Raw genomic sequence first — 13,849 nt, 5'->3', positions numbered from 1 at the left:
GCTGCACGGCGGACGGCGTCGCCGGGCCGGTGCTGCTCGATGTCGCGGTCCAGGCCGAGCCGCGGCTCAGGATCGTGGGGGAGCGGCTGACGGCGGGCGGGGTGGTCCTGCTGGAGACCGCGCTGCGCGATCCGGCGCGCCGGGCCGTGCAGGCCGCCTGGCACACGGCGGGCGCCGCCCCGGTGACCCGCGCGCCGCTCCCGGACGACCGGCTCGGCACCCCGTTGCTGCCGTTGCGCGTGGCCGGGGCGACGGACGGGCAGCGCCGGGTGCTGGCGGCGGCCGAGCAGATGGTGGTCGCGCTGCGCTCGGTCTTCCCCTGTGATCCGCGCCCCGAGTTCATGCGCGTGCCCATTCCCACCGGGCCGGGACGGCTGCTGCCCGGCTGCGACAACTTGGCGGATGTCGTCGCCCGCACCCGCGCGGAGTGCGGACGGCGGCACGCGCTGCTGGTCGAGACGGTGCGCGCGGGCGTCGCGGGCCCGGTCGCCGACCTGGTGGCCGAACGGCTCCCTGACGGCACGGTACGGGCACTGCTCGACCGGGGCGACGGCCACCGCACCGATCTGGCCCGCCTTGGCGAGGGCGAGCTGCGCTACATCGCGCTCGCCCTGGTGCTGATGACCGGGCCCGGCGTCCTGGACGTGGACGCGCCGGGGGAGGTGCCCGACGCGCTGCGCACGCTCACCGTGCTGGCCGACGGCTTCGACCGGTGCCTCGACCCCGCCCGGCGCCGCGAACTGCTGGGCCTGGCGGCCAGGATGGGTGAGCGCGGCCATGTTCGCTGCGTGGGCGCGGTGAGCGACGCGTCCTGGGCCTCGGGGACCCCGGGCGTCACGGTGGTACACCTGAGGGTGTGACCGAACGCCCCGATCTCCCCGAACTCCAGCGCAGGCTGGCCGAGTTCGCCGCCGCGCGCGACTGGCAGCCCTACCACACCCCGAAGAACCTCGTCTCCGCGCTCAGCGTCGAGGCGTCCGAACTGCTGGAGATCTTCCAGTGGTTGACGCCCGAGGAGTCGTCCCGGGTGATGGCCGACCCGGACACCGCGCACCGTGTCACCGACGAGGTGGCCGACGTGCTCGCCTATCTCCTCCAGTTGTGCGAGGTGCTCGGCATCGACCCGCTGACGGCGCTCGCGGCCAAGATCGAGCGGAACGAGAAGCGGTTTCCGGTGGGCGGCGACGGAGGGGCCGCGTCACTCCAATAACCGGACTATCAGACTCCATTATCACTCTATGGAGTCAACTTCCCCGCCGATTCCGAATTGTTGTCCACAGATTTCCGTCTTGCTCTGGCTTTTCGCACCAAGCACCCTCACTCTGGGTAGTGAACAGAAAGAGTGCGGACAGATGTACGGCGACTTCGGCGGACCGGGGGCAGCGGATGGATGCGGTGCGGCTCATCGAGACGAGCAGGCGTGCCCTGGCGGCGGAGGCCGAGGCACCCGAGGGCATGGTGGAGGTGTGGCAGGCACAGGCCCTGGCCCAGGCGATCGGCAGCCGCCTCGCGGTCTCCGGTCCGCCGGAGCTGCGCGGCGAGGCGCTGGGGCTGACCGAGCTGGCGGGCCGGGGCTGCGGCGTCCTCGACCCTCCGGAGCTGGAGCTGGGTGACCTGCGCGCCGCCCAGCTCACCGAACTGGCCGACGCCCGCCAGACGCTGCTGTGCCTGTGCGGACTCCTCGGCGAGGTGGGCATCGCCCTGGTCGGCATGGCCAGCGCGGCGGCGGACGAGACGACGTACTGGCAGTGCATGGAGGCCATCGACGCGGCCGACGAGTCGCGCGACCGGGTCCTGGAGATGCTGCGCAAGCTGGCGGCGCGGGAGGAGATGGTGCACGAGAGGGAGGCGGGCTGAGCTGCGTCCTTGCCGCTGGTGGGGCCCAGGGGTGTTGCAGGATGGATGTATGGACCTTCGAATCTTCACCGAGCCCCAGCAGGGCGCCACCTACGACACGTTGCTGACCGTGGCGAAGGCCACCGAGGACCTGGGCTTCGACGCCTTCTTCCGCTCCGACCACTATCTGCGCATGGGCAACGTCAGCGGTCTGCCCGGCCCGACCGACGCCTGGATCACCCTGGCGGGACTCGCCCGCGAGACCCGGCGCATCCGGCTCGGCACGCTCATGACGGCCGGTACGTTCCGGCTGCCCGGCGTGCTCGCCATCCAGGTCGCGCAGGTGGACCAGATGTCCGGCGGCCGGGTCGAACTGGGCCTGGGCGCGGGCTGGTTCGAGGAGGAGCACAAGGCGTACGGCATCCCGTTCCCGAAGGACAAGTTCGCCCGCCTGGAGGAGCAGCTGGAGGTCGTCACCGGACTGTGGGCGACCGAGGCCGGCAAGACGTACGACTTCCACGGGAAGTACTACGACCTCACCGAGTCGCCCGCGCTGCCCAAGCCCGCCCAGTCGAAAATCCCGGTCATCATCGGCGGCCACGGCGCGAAGCGCACCCCGCGTCTGGCAGCGCGCTACGCCAGTGAGTTCAACATCCCCTTCGCCTCCGTCGAGGACTCCGCCCGCCAGTTCGGCCGTGTCCGTGCCGCCGCCGAGGAGGAGGGCCGCGCGCCCGACTCGCTCGTCTACTCCAACGCGCTCGTGGTGTGCGTGGGCCGGGACGACCAGGAGGTCGCCCGCCGTGCCGCCGCCATCGGCCGTGAGCCCGAGGAGCTGAAAGCCAACGGCCTGGCCGGCACCCCGGCCGAGGTCGTCGAGAAGATCGGCCAGTACGCCGCCGTGGGCTCCGAGCGGATCTACCTCCAGCTCCTGGACCTGACCGACCTCGACCAGCTGGAGCTGATCTCCGCCGAGGTCATGCCGCAGCTGTCGTAGCCGGTGCCCTGCCGCGGCTGTCCTGGATCGCGTCCCGAGGACGGTCGGCTGTGACGGTCCTGTGACCGGAACTGTGGCCTCCATCACGGCCCTTGACGGGCCGTGATGGTCGTCTCTGGCGATGGAAGAGTTGCTTTCGCTCGTCTTCGTCCTGCTCCTGTTCCCGGCCGTCGCCGGCGCCTTCGCCTGGCCCGTCGTGCTGCTCGGCAAAATCCTCGCCGTGGTGCTCCCGGGCCGCAGCCCCGGCTGGCGGTACGACCTGCTGCGCTGGGGAGCCTGGATGGCGGCCGCGGCCGCGCTGATCCTCTACCTCCTGGGCGCCGGAGACGTCGCGTTCTCCGTGAACGAGTCCTCCCACGGCGCGGACTCCACCCCCGCCCAGGAATGCCGGGACGCCTACCCCATGGACCGGCTGCGCGGACAGGAGGGCTCCTACCTCCCCCTCGGCTTCGACTGCCTCCTCGACGACGGCAGCACCGGCTCCAGCTCCGGCTACTTCTTCTGGCTCAACACCCTGATCGCCGTCTTCGCGCTGACCTCCGTCGGCCTGGCGATCACCATGGGCGCGATCACCGAACGCAGAGCGCGCGCCGCTCAGGGAAAACCACTGGTCACCTCGGCGGACAATCCACCAGACTCGGACACGTGTTCCTGACGATCTCCACGCGCGGCACCGCCGCCACACCGGCCACCGACCTCGGGTATCTGCTGCACAAGCACCCCGACAACGCCCAGACGTTCGCCACCTCCCACGGCACGGCGCACGTCTTCTACCCCCAGGCGGACGCCGAGCGCTGCACGGCGGCGCTGCTGCTGGAGATCGATCCCGTCGCGCTGGTCCGGCGCGGCAAGGGGAAGGGCCGGGGCGGCGCGCCCGACACCGCGCTCGCGCAGTACGTCAACGACCGCCCCTACGCGGCCTCCTCGCTGCTCGCGGTCGCGCTCAGCTCGGTCTTCTCCAGCGCCCTGCACGGTGTCTGCAAGGCCCGCCCGGAGCGCGCCGCCACCCCGCTGCCGCTGCGCGTCGAGGTGCCCGCGCTGCCCGCACGCGGCGGCCCGGAGCTGGTGCGACGCCTCTTCGAGCCGCTCGGCTGGACCGTGAGCGCCGAGCCCGTCGCCCTGGACACCCGGTTCCCGGAGTGGGGCGACTCGCGCTACGTCCGGCTCGCCCTGGAGTCCGACACCCTCACCCTGGCCGAGGCGCTGCGCCATCTGTACGTCCTGCTCCCGGTCCTGGACGACGCCAAGCACTACTGGGCCTCCGCCGACGAGGTCGACAAGCTGCTGCGCGCCGGTGAGGGCTGGCTGGCGGCCCACCCCGAGCAGAAGCTGATCACCAGCCGCTATCTCTCCCGCCGCTGGTCCCTGACCCGGCAGGCGATGGAGCGCCTGGAGCTGGCCCGTCTCGCCGAGGCGGACGACAGCGAGGTCGAGGACATCGACAACGCGGTGGCGCAGGAGGCCCCGGAGGCGGAGGAGTCCGCAGCTGGTACCGAGGCCGACGGGAGCACGCCCGCCGCCGTCCCGGCCGCCGACGCGGAGGGCACTCCCTCCGACGCGGAGGGCGTTCCCGCCGAGGCCAAGCCCCTCCCGCTCGCCGTCCACCGCCGCGAGGCGATCCTCGCCGCCCTGCGCGAGTCCGGCGCCGCCCGCGTCCTGGACCTCGGCTGCGGCGAGGGCACCCTGCTGCGCACGCTGCTCCAGGAACCGCGCTTCACCGAGATCGTCGGCATGGACGTGTCCGCCCGCGCCCTCGCCATCGCCGCGCGCAGGCTCAAGCTGGACCGCATGGGCGAGCGCCAGGCGTCCCGCATCACCCTGCTCCAGGGCTCGCTGGCCTACACCGACAAGCGGCTCGCGGGCTACGACGCCGCCGTGCTCAGCGAGGTCATCGAGCACCTCGACCTGCCCCGGCTGCCCGCGCTGGAGTACGCGGTGTTCGGCGCCGCCCACCCGCGCACGGTGGTGGTGACCACGCCGAACGTCGAGTACAACGTCCGCTGGGAGTCGCTGCCCGCCGGACACGTCCGGCACGGCGACCACCGCTTCGAGTGGACCCGCGCGGAGTTCCGCGCCTGGGCGGACCAGGTCGCCGGGCGGCACGGCTACACCGTCGAGTTCCGCCCCGTGGGACCCGAGGACCCCGAGATGGGTCCGCCCACCCAGCTGGCCGTGTTCCAGCAGCACACCACCCCGCAGGAAGAGAAGAAGGAGGCGAAGGCGGCATGACCGAGAACAGCGAGGGGCGCGTGCTGCCCGTCACCGACCTCTCCCTGGTGGTGCTCGTCGGCGCCTCCGGCTCCGGCAAGTCCACCTTCGCCCGGCGGCACTTCAAGCCCACCGAGGTCATCTCCTCCGACTTCTGCCGGGGTCTGGTCTCCGACGACGAGAACGACCAGAGCGCCACCCGCGACGCCTTCGAGGTCCTGCACTACATCGCGGGCAAGCGGCTCGCGGCCGGGCGCCGCACCGTCGTCGACGCCACCAGCGTGCAGCAGGACGCCCGCCGTCAACTGATCGACCTGGCCAGGCAGTACGACGTGCTGCCCATCGCCATCGTGCTCGACGTGCCGGAGGAGGTGTGCGCCGAGCGCAACGCGGCCCGGCCCGACCGCGCCGACATGCCCCGCCGGGTCGTCCAGCGGCACACCCGTGAACTCCGCCGTTCCCTACGGCACTTGGAGCGCGAGGGCTTCCGCAAGGTGCATGTGCTGCGCGGAGTGGAGGAGATCGAGAAGGCCACCCTCGTCACCGAGAAGCGCTTCAACGACCTGCGCCACCTCACCGGCCCGTTCGACATCATCGGCGACATCCACGGCTGCTCGGCCGAACTGGAGTCGCTGCTCGCCAAGTTGGGCTACGAGGACGGGGTGCACCCCGAGGGCCGTACCGCCGTGTTCGTCGGCGACCTGGTCGACCGCGGGCCGGACTCCCCGGGCGTGCTGCGCCGGGTGATGGGCATGGTCGCCGGGGGAAGCGCGCTGTGCGTGCCGGGCAACCACGAGAACAAGTACGGCCGTTACCTCCGGGGCCGCAAGGTCCAGCACACCCACGGCCTCGCCGAGACCATCGCCCAGATGGAGGGCGAGAGCGAGGAGTTCAAGGAAGAGGTGCGCCGCTTCCTGGACGGGCTCGTCAGCCACTACGTCCTGGACGGTGGCCGGCTGGTCGTCTGCCACGCGGGCCTGCCGGAGAAGTACCACGGCCGCACCTCGGGCCGCGTCCGCTCGCACGCCCTGTACGGTGACACCACCGGCGAGACCGACGAGTTCGGCCTGCCCGTGCGCTACCCGTGGGCCGAGGACTACCGGGGCAGCGCCGCCGTGGTCTACGGCCACACCCCGGTCCCCGAGGCCACCTGGCTCAACAACACCATCTGCCTGGACACCGGCGCCGTCTTCGGCGGCAAGCTGACCGCCCTGCGCTGGCCCGAGCGCGAGGTGGTGGACGTACCCGCCGAGCAGGTCTGGTACGAACCGGCCAGGCCGCTGCGCACCGAGGCGCCCGGCGGCCGCGACGGCCGTCCGCTGGACCTGGCGGACGTGCGCGGACGCGGTGGCGTGGAGACCCGCTACCTGGGCCGGGTCGCGGTCCGCGAGGAGAACGCGGCCGCCGCCCTGGAGGTGATGAGCCGCTTCGCCGTCGACCCACGCCTGCTGCCGTATCTGCCGCCCACCATGGCGCCCACCCCCACGTCGCGGGAGGAGGGCTACCTGGAGCATCCGGCCGAGGCCTTCGCGCAGTACGCGCGGGACGGCGTCGCGCGGGTCGTGTGCGAGGAGAAGCACATGGGCTCGCGGGCCGTCGCCCTGGTCTGCCGGGACGCGGAGGCCGCGCGTGAGCGGTTCGGCGTCGAGGACGGGCGCACCGGCTCGCTCTACACCCGCACCGGGCGCCCCTTCTTCGACGGCGAGAAGGTGACCGAGGAGATCCTCGGCCGACTGCGCTCGGCGGTCACGGAAGCGGGACTGTGGGACGAACTCGACACCGACTGGCTGCTGTTGGACGCCGAGCTGATGCCGTGGTCGCTGAAGGCGGGCGGTCTGCTGCGCCGCCAGTACGCGGCCGTGGGCGCCGCCTCCGGGGCGGTGTTCCCGGACGCGCTCGCCGCCCTGGAGTCCGCCGCCGCACGCGGTGCCGAGGTGGCGGACCTGCTGGAGCGGCAGCGCGAACGCGCCGTGGACGCGGCCGCGTTCACCGACGCCTACCGCCGCTACTGCTGGACCACCGACGGACTGGAGGGCGTCCGCCTGGCGCCCTTCCAGCTGCTCGCGGTGCGCGGCCGCAGCCTTGCCGGACTCCCGCACGACGAGCAACTGGCCCTGCTCGACCGGCTGGTGGAGCACGACTCCACCGGTCTGCTCCAGACCACCCGGCGCCTCTACGTCGACACCGGCGACCCGGAGTCGGTGCGCGCGGGCGTCGACTGGTGGCTGGAGATGACCGGCCGGGGCGGCGAGGGCATGGTCGTCAAGCCGCTCGGCGCCCTGGTCCGCGACGACAAGGGCCGCCTGGTGCAGCCCGGCGTCAAGTGCCGGGGCCGGGAGTACTTGCGGATCATCTACGGCCCCGAGTACACCCGCCCGGACAACCTCGACCGGCTCCGGCAGCGCTTCCTGAACCACAAGCGCTCCCTCGCGGTCCGCGAGTACGCCCTCGGCCTGGAGGCCCTGGACCGCCTCGCCGACGGCGAGCCGCTGTGGCGGGTGCACGAGGCGGTCTTCGGGGTGCTCGCGCTGGAGTCGGAACCGGTGGACCCGCGCCTGTAGGGAACGGGCCCCGGCGCGGGTCCGCCGAGCGGCGGACTACCTGTGCCAGGGCCCGGTCACCGCGAACGTGGTGCCGGGCGTGTAGCAGTTGACGTACATCGTCTCCCCGTCCGGGGAGAAGGTGACGCCCGCGAACTCGCCCCACTCCGGCTTCTCGGGCGTGCCGATGTTCTGCCTGCCCCGGGCCATCGCGTACACCTCGCCGGCCCGGGTGACGCCGAAGACGTGCTGGGCGCCGTTGCCGTCCTCGCACACCATCAGGCCACCGCTCGGGGCGAGGCAGATGTTGTCCGGGGACTCGCCGGGCAGCTGGACGTCGGTGTCCGGGCCGAAGACGATCACCAGGGTGAGACGGCGCCGGTGCGGGTCGTAGCGCCAGATCTGGCCGAAGTGGTCGGCGGCGGAGCCCTCCGCGCTGTGGGCGAAGGACGACACGAAGTACACGCAGGTGCCGCCCCAGTAGCAGCCCTCCAGCTTCTGGGCGTGGGTGACGCCGCCGGGGCCGTAGTCCTGGAGGCGGGTCGGGGTGGTGGCGGCCAGCGGGTCGGGGACGTCCACCCACTCGACGCCGTCGAAGCTCGCCCCCGTCTCCTGCACGGTCGACAGATCGGGCACCCCGGGCACCCGCATCGCCTGGAGCCGGCCGCCCGCGCGCAGGGAGCCCACTCCGCCGAGCGGTTTGTGCGGCAGGAAGCGGTAGAAGAGGCCGAAGGGCTTGAGGAAGGCGTCCTCGGTCTCGTAGACGACGCCGGTGCGCGGGTCGATCGCGATCGCCTCGTGCTGGAAGCGGCCCATCGCGGTCAGCGGGACGGCGCCGGTGCGGTGCGGGTCGGTGGGGTGGACCTCGAAGATGAAGCCGTGGTCCTTGGTGTGGCCGTTGTCGCCCGCCCGGTCCTCGGTCTCCTCGCAGGTCAGCCAGGTTCCCCAGGGGGAGCGGCCGCCCGCGCAGTTCACGGCCGTACCGGCGATGGCCACCCGTTCCGACAGCACCCGGTTGCGCGAGTCCAGCTCCAGGGCCGTACAGCCGCCGTGGCCCTCCGGGTCGTAGGTGAGGCCCTCGACGGCGGGCACCCGGATCTTCGCGGTCGGGCGGTTCTCGTGGTTGCGCACGAGGTGGGTGCGGCCGCCCCGGCCCGCGAAGGCGGCCATGCCGTCGTGGTTGGACGGCACCGGGCCCTCGCCGGAGCGCAGCGGGGCGCCCTCGCGGGAGAGGACCCGGTAGCGGAAGCCCTTCGGCAGGTCGAGCAGGCCGTCGGGATCGGGGACGAGCGGGCCGTAACCGGTGCGGCCCAGGGAGCGCGCGGCGGCGGTGCCCGCGAAGAGTTCGGAGAGAGCACCGGTGAAGACGATGCCCGCCCCCACCGCGCTCGTGGAGGCGAGGACCTGACGTCGTGATGCGGACATGCGGGAGCAACCTTCCTGCTGGCGGACAGGAACACGTGCGTTCCGCTGTGTGTACCACCCGACACGGATCACGGGAACCACGCGTGCGCCACCTGTCACTCTCCGAGCACCGGCCACGCCGGACCCCGCTGGTTCCCGTCGCCCGGCGGAAGCCAAACGGTCGGGAAGCGCGTGAACCCGGTCGCGGACGGCCAGGATGAAGGCATGGCATTCCACGTCGATTCCGAGGCCGGACGGCTGCGCCGGGTGATCCTCCACCGCCCCGACCTCGAACTGAAACGGCTCACCCCGAGCAACAAGGACGCCCTCCTCTTCGACGACGTGCTGTGGGTGCGCCGGGCGCGCGCCGAGCACGACGGGTTCGCCGACGTGCTGCGCGACCGCGGTGTCGAGGTCCACCTCTTCGGCGACCTGCTCACCGAGACCCTGGCCGTCCCCGAGGCCCGCGCCCTGGTCCTGGACCGGGTCTTCGACGAGAAGGAGTACGGCCCGCTCGCCACCGACCATCTGCGCGCCGCCTTCGACCGGATGGCCCCGGACACGCTGGCCGAGGCGCTGGTCGGCGGCATGACCAAGCGGGAGTTCCTGGACGCGTACGCGGAGCCCACCTCGGTCCGCTTCCACGCCATGGAGCTGGACGACTTCCTGCTCGGCCCGCTGCCCAACCACCTCTTCACCCGCGACACCTCGGCGTGGATCTACGACGGTGTCTCCATCAACGCCATGCGCTGGCCCGCCCGGCAGCGCGAGACCGTGCACTTCGAGGCGATCTACCGGCACCACCCGCTCTTCCGCGACGAGACCTTCGGCATCTGGTCGCGCGGCCAGGCCGACTACCCCTCCACCATCGAGGGCGGCGACGTGCTGGTGATCGGCAACGGCGCGGTCCTCATCGGCATGAGCGAGCGCACCACCCCGCAGGCCGTGGAGATGCTCGCGCACAAGCTGTTCGCGGCGGGCTCCGCGCGCACCATCGTGGCGCTCGACATGCCCAAGCGGCGGGCTTTCATGCACCTCGACACCGTGATGACCATGGTCGACGGCGACACCTTCACCCAGTACGCCGGGCTCGGCATGCTGCGCTCGTACACCATCGAGCCGGGCGTGGGCGACAAGGAGCTGAAGGTCACCGACCATCCGCCGGAGCACATGCACCGGGCCATCGCCGCCGCCCTCGGCCTCGGCGAGATCCGCGTCCTCACCGCCACCCAGGACGTGCACGCGGCCGAGCGCGAGCAGTGGGACGACGGCTGCAACGTCCTCGCCGTCGAGCCCGGCGTCGTCGTCGCCTATGAGCGCAACGCCACCACCAACACCCATCTGCGCAAGCAGGGCATCGAGGTCATCGAGATCCCGGGCAGCGAACTGGGCCGGGGGAGAGGCGGGCCGCGCTGCATGAGCTGCCCGGTGGAGCGGGATGCGGTGTGACCCGGGGCTTCACCGGCAGGCTGTTGTGAGACTCCGCATAATCATGCCGCGAAATGAATAGCCATGCCGAGCCTCGTATAGAATTACCGCAGTCCCCGCACCCGTACCCCTGGAGCGCCCCCATGGCGACAGTCCCGACCGCCCTCGCCGGCCGCCACTTCCTCAAGGAGATCGACTTCTCCGCCGAGGAGTTCCGCGGTCTGGTCGAGCTGGCCGCGGAACTGAAGGCCGCCAAGCGCGCCGGGACCGAGACACGGCACCTGACCGGCAAGAACATCGCGCTGGTCTTCGAGAAGACCTCGACACGCACCCGCTGCGCGTTCGAGGTCGCCGCCGCCGACCAGGGCGCCCACACCACCTACCTCGACCCGGCCGGCTCCCAGATCGGGCACAAGGAGTCCGTGAAGGACACCGCCCGGGTGCTCGGCCGGATGTACGACGCGATCGAGTACCGGGGACACGGCCAGGGCGTCGTCGAGGAGCTGGCCGCCCACGCGGGCGTCCCCGTCTACAACGGCCTCACCGACGAGTGGCACCCCACCCAGATGCTCGCCGACGTGCTCACCATGACCGAGCACAGCGACAAGCCCCTGGACGAGATCACCTTCGCCTACCTCGGCGACGCCCGCTACAACATGGGCAACTCCTACCTGGTCACCGGCGCCCTGCTCGGCATGGACGTACGGATCGTCGCCCCCCGCGTGCTGTGGCCGGACGACACGATCGTCGCCCTCGCCCGGCAGCTCGCCGGAGTCTCCGGCGCCCGCGTCACCCTCACCGAGGACGTGAAGCAGGGCGTGCACGGCGCCGACTTCGTCGCCACCGACGTCTGGGTGTCCATGGGCGAGCCCAAGGAGGTCTGGGACGAGCGGATCGCGCTGCTCGGCCCGTACGCCGTCACCATGGACGTGCTGCGTGCCACCGGCAACCCGGACGTGAAGTTCCTGCACTGCCTGCCCGCCTTCCACGACCTCGGCACCACCGTCGGCCGCGAGATCCACGAACGGCACGGACTGACCGAGCTGGAGGTCAGCGACGAGGTCTTCGAGTCGGCGCACTCGGTGGTCTTCGACGAGGCCGAGAACCGTATGCACACGATCAAGGCGGTGCTGGTGGCGACGCTCGGCGATATCTCACAAACCCTTGCGTGACCCGCCTCACCTGGCCTTATCCTGACCGACGGCCTGGCCCCACCCCCGCCGCGCCGACGCAGCGGCCTCACCCGGGCCGTCCGCACCACCCAGAAACGAGCACCACCCCTATGCCCGCTCCCCGCATCAAGTCCCCGCAGCTGCTCGTCGCCGAATCCGGCGCCGACCGCGAGGGCCACGGTCTGAAGCGCACCATGGGCCTCTTCCAGCTCATCTGCTTCGGCGTCGGCGCCATCGTGGGCACCGGCATCTTCGTCGGCCTCTCCTCCTCCGTCGCACAGGCCGGTCCGGCCGTCGTCATCTCGTACATCCTGGCCGCGATCACCTGTGTGTTCACCGCCTTCTCCTTCGCGGAGCTGGGCGGCGCGATCCCGGTCTCCGGCTCCTCGTACTCCTTCGCCTACGCCGGTCTCGGCGAGACCACCGCCTTCCTGGTCGGCTGGTGCCTGCTCCTGGAGTACGGCATCTCCATCTCGGCCGTCGCGGTCGGCTGGAGCGAGTACGTCAACGAACTCCTGCACAGCCTCACCGGCTGGCAGATCCCGGCCGCGCTCTCCGCCGGACCCGGCGACGGCGGCATCGTGAACCTGCCCGCCGTCATCGTCATCGCCATGGCCTCCGTGCTGCTGGTGCGCGGCGTGCGCGAGAGCGCGCGGGCCACCGCCGCCATGGCCGCGGTCAAGCTGGTCATCCTGCTCGCGTTCTGCGCCATCGGCTACAGCGCGTTCAAGCACGGCAACCTCACGCCGTTCTCCCCGGCCGGCCTCGGCGGCATCGGCGCGGGCACCACCGCCGCGTTCTTCTCCTACATCGGCTTCGACGCGATCACCACCGCCGGTGAAGAGGCCAAGAACCCGCGCCGGGACATTCCGATCGCGATTCTGGTCTGCATGGGCCTGGTCACGCTGCTGTACTGCGCGGTCGCGGTCGCCGCGATCGGCGCCATCGGCGGCAAGGAGGTCGGCAGCCGCTCCGCCGCGCTGTCCTACGTCGTCAACGAGGTCACCGGCTCCGCCATCGGCGGCGGCGTCATCGCCTTCGGCGCGGTCGTCGCCATCGCCTCCGTGGTCCTCGCGGTGATGTACGGCCAGACCCGCATCCTGCTCTCGATGTCCCGCGACGGCCTGGTCCCGCGCGTCTTCGAGAAGGTCTCCCCGAAGACCTCCACTCCGGTCGCGGGCACGCTGATCGTCGCCGTCGTCTTCGCGATCCCGGCGGCCTTCGCCTCGCTGGACGCCACGGTCAACCTGTGCACCATCGGCACGCTGGCCATCATGGCCGTCGTCAACATCGCGGTGATCGCCCTGCGCCGCCGCCAGCCTGACCTGAAGCGCGGCTTCCGGGTGCCGCTGTACCCGGTCGCCCCGCTGCTCGGCGTCGCCTTCTGCCTGTACCTGATGTACGAGACGGGCTGGCAGACCTGGGTGCAGTTCGCGGTGTTCCTCGCGGTGGGCCTCGGCATCTACTTCGCCTACGGGCGTCGGCACTCGCTGATGGCCAAGGGCGCGGGCAACGGGGTCTCTGCTGAGGCCCCCGAGGTCACGCCGAGCGTCGCTGAGCGGGAACCACAGGCAGTCTGAACCAGACCGCCTTGCCCGACGAGGTGGGGCGGTGACCGCAGGACGAACTGAGGGCGCGGATCAGCAACAGGCCGCGCCCTCCCTCCTGCCAGAGGTCGGGCTCCTCGATCACGGGCCGCGTCAGATGGCCCGGCGGCGCCGGGTCCGGGTCGTGCACCTCGACCTGGCAGCCGCTCGGCCGCAGCTCCACGACCAGCTCGATCGGGCCGCTCCCGGCGGTGTGCTCCACGGCATTGGCGACAAGCTCGGCCGTGAGCAGCTCAGCGGTGTCGCTGTCGGCCGTGTGCTCCACCCCGGCCAGCGCCGACCGCACCAGCGCGCGCGCCACCGGCACCGCCGCGGCGGTGTGCGGCAGCGCGATGCGCCAGGAGGCCGATTCGGTGGGGCGTTCGTGCAAGGCGAGTAGTCCGTTCATGGAGCAGGCTGTCCTGCTTTCGACTGTAGGAAATGGTACGGGCCCGCCCTCACGGTCGGTCGGCGGCCGCCGGGCGGTGCCCGAGGGCCCCGCCATGCCGCTGCCTACCCGCCCGGGAACCCCGCCGCACCCGCCCGTGCCAGCCGTTACGGCGTTGTCGAACCCCGGTGACACGTGTGACGCGGCCGGGCTCGGGGGAGTGTCCGGCCGCACCTACGTGACGACATTCACAAACGATCCGGGGGCGGGCGAGGTCACTTCCGTACGCGTCC

At 71.8% G+C, this 13,849-nt stretch carries 12 protein-coding genes; 10 read left to right on the top strand and 2 right to left on the bottom strand.

The genetic code is table 11. The features are described from left to right. From GTW40_RS14745 to GTW40_RS14715, 7 genes are all read left to right on the top strand, one after another. Positions 1–860: ATP-binding protein (locus GTW40_RS14745; RefSeq protein WP_161180639.1), on the top strand; the 860-nt coding region annotated here is incomplete at its 5' end. Further along, positions 857–1,210, top strand: coding sequence for a nucleotide pyrophosphohydrolase (locus GTW40_RS14740; protein ID WP_161180638.1), 354 nt, complete (start codon positions 857–859; stop codon positions 1,208–1,210). The genes GTW40_RS14745 and GTW40_RS14740, both read left to right, overlap by 4 nt. A gap of 176 nt (positions 1,211–1,386) precedes the next feature. Continuing rightward, positions 1,387–1,857 (top strand): DUF6099 family protein, encoded by a 471-nt coding sequence (locus GTW40_RS14735; RefSeq protein WP_161180637.1) that lies wholly within the window; start codon positions 1,387–1,389, stop codon positions 1,855–1,857. Positions 1,858–1,906: 49 nt separating this feature from the next. Continuing rightward, complete coding sequence (locus GTW40_RS14730; RefSeq protein ID WP_161180635.1) at positions 1,907–2,830, top strand: LLM class F420-dependent oxidoreductase; 924 nt, start codon at positions 1,907–1,909, stop codon at positions 2,828–2,830. Positions 2,831–2,951: 121 nt separating this feature from the next. After that, a complete protein-coding gene (locus tag GTW40_RS14725) occupies positions 2,952–3,485 on the top strand; it encodes a hypothetical protein (protein WP_161180634.1) in 534 nt (177 codons plus the stop codon). After that, positions 3,476–5,059: a 3' terminal RNA ribose 2'-O-methyltransferase Hen1 gene (locus tag GTW40_RS14720; RefSeq protein WP_161180632.1), complete on the top strand. Its 1,584-nt coding sequence runs from the start codon at positions 3,476–3,478 to the stop codon at positions 5,057–5,059. The genes GTW40_RS14725 and GTW40_RS14720 overlap by 10 nt, the downstream gene beginning before the upstream one ends. Beyond that, the gene (locus GTW40_RS14715; protein WP_161180631.1) at positions 5,056–7,599 is read left to right on the top strand and encodes a polynucleotide kinase-phosphatase; all 2,544 of its coding nucleotides are present in this window, start codon (positions 5,056–5,058) and stop codon (positions 7,597–7,599) included. Before GTW40_RS14720 ends, GTW40_RS14715 begins: the two co-directional genes overlap by 4 nt. Positions 7,600–7,635: 36 nt before the next feature. Here the strand turns inward: GTW40_RS14715 and GTW40_RS14710 are convergent, their stop codons facing one another. Beyond that, on the bottom strand, positions 7,636–9,003 hold the full coding sequence (locus tag GTW40_RS14710; RefSeq protein ID WP_161180630.1) for an alkaline phosphatase PhoX: 1,368 nt from the start codon (positions 9,001–9,003) through the stop codon (positions 7,636–7,638). A 204-nt stretch (positions 9,004–9,207) separates the two neighbouring features. Between GTW40_RS14710 and GTW40_RS14705 the strand changes: the two genes are divergently transcribed. The 3 genes from GTW40_RS14705 (at position 9,208) to GTW40_RS14695 (ending at position 13,162) form a co-directional block, all read left to right on the top strand. Beyond that, the gene (locus tag GTW40_RS14705) at positions 9,208–10,431 is read left to right on the top strand and encodes an arginine deiminase (RefSeq protein ID WP_161180628.1); all 1,224 of its coding nucleotides are present in this window, start codon (positions 9,208–9,210) and stop codon (positions 10,429–10,431) included. A 122-nt stretch (positions 10,432–10,553) separates the two neighbouring features. Next, positions 10,554–11,582, top strand: a complete 1,029-nt coding sequence (argF, locus tag GTW40_RS14700; RefSeq protein WP_161180626.1) for an ornithine carbamoyltransferase — start codon at positions 10,554–10,556, stop codon at positions 11,580–11,582. Between the two features lie 110 nt (positions 11,583–11,692). Further along, positions 11,693–13,162 carry an amino acid permease gene (locus tag GTW40_RS14695; RefSeq protein WP_161180625.1) on the top strand — a complete coding sequence of 490 codons (1,470 nt, stop codon included), beginning with the start codon at positions 11,693–11,695 and terminating at the stop codon, positions 13,160–13,162. On the opposite strand, the gene GTW40_RS14690 is transcribed toward GTW40_RS14695, so the two are convergent. Continuing rightward, positions 13,122–13,577: an ATP-binding protein gene (locus tag GTW40_RS14690; RefSeq protein WP_161180624.1), complete on the bottom strand. Its 456-nt coding sequence runs from the start codon at positions 13,575–13,577 to the stop codon at positions 13,122–13,124. The two genes, GTW40_RS14695 and GTW40_RS14690, sit on opposite strands and share 41 nt — an antisense overlap. Positions 13,578–13,849: the final 272 nt, after the last annotated feature.

This window comes from Streptomyces sp. SID4985, from assembly GCF_009863025.1.
In the GTDB taxonomy this organism is placed as follows: domain Bacteria; phylum Actinomycetota; class Actinomycetes; order Streptomycetales; family Streptomycetaceae; genus Streptomyces.
Note: the sequence above shows the minus strand (reverse complement) of the source record. Positions and strands in the feature narration are given on the sequence as shown.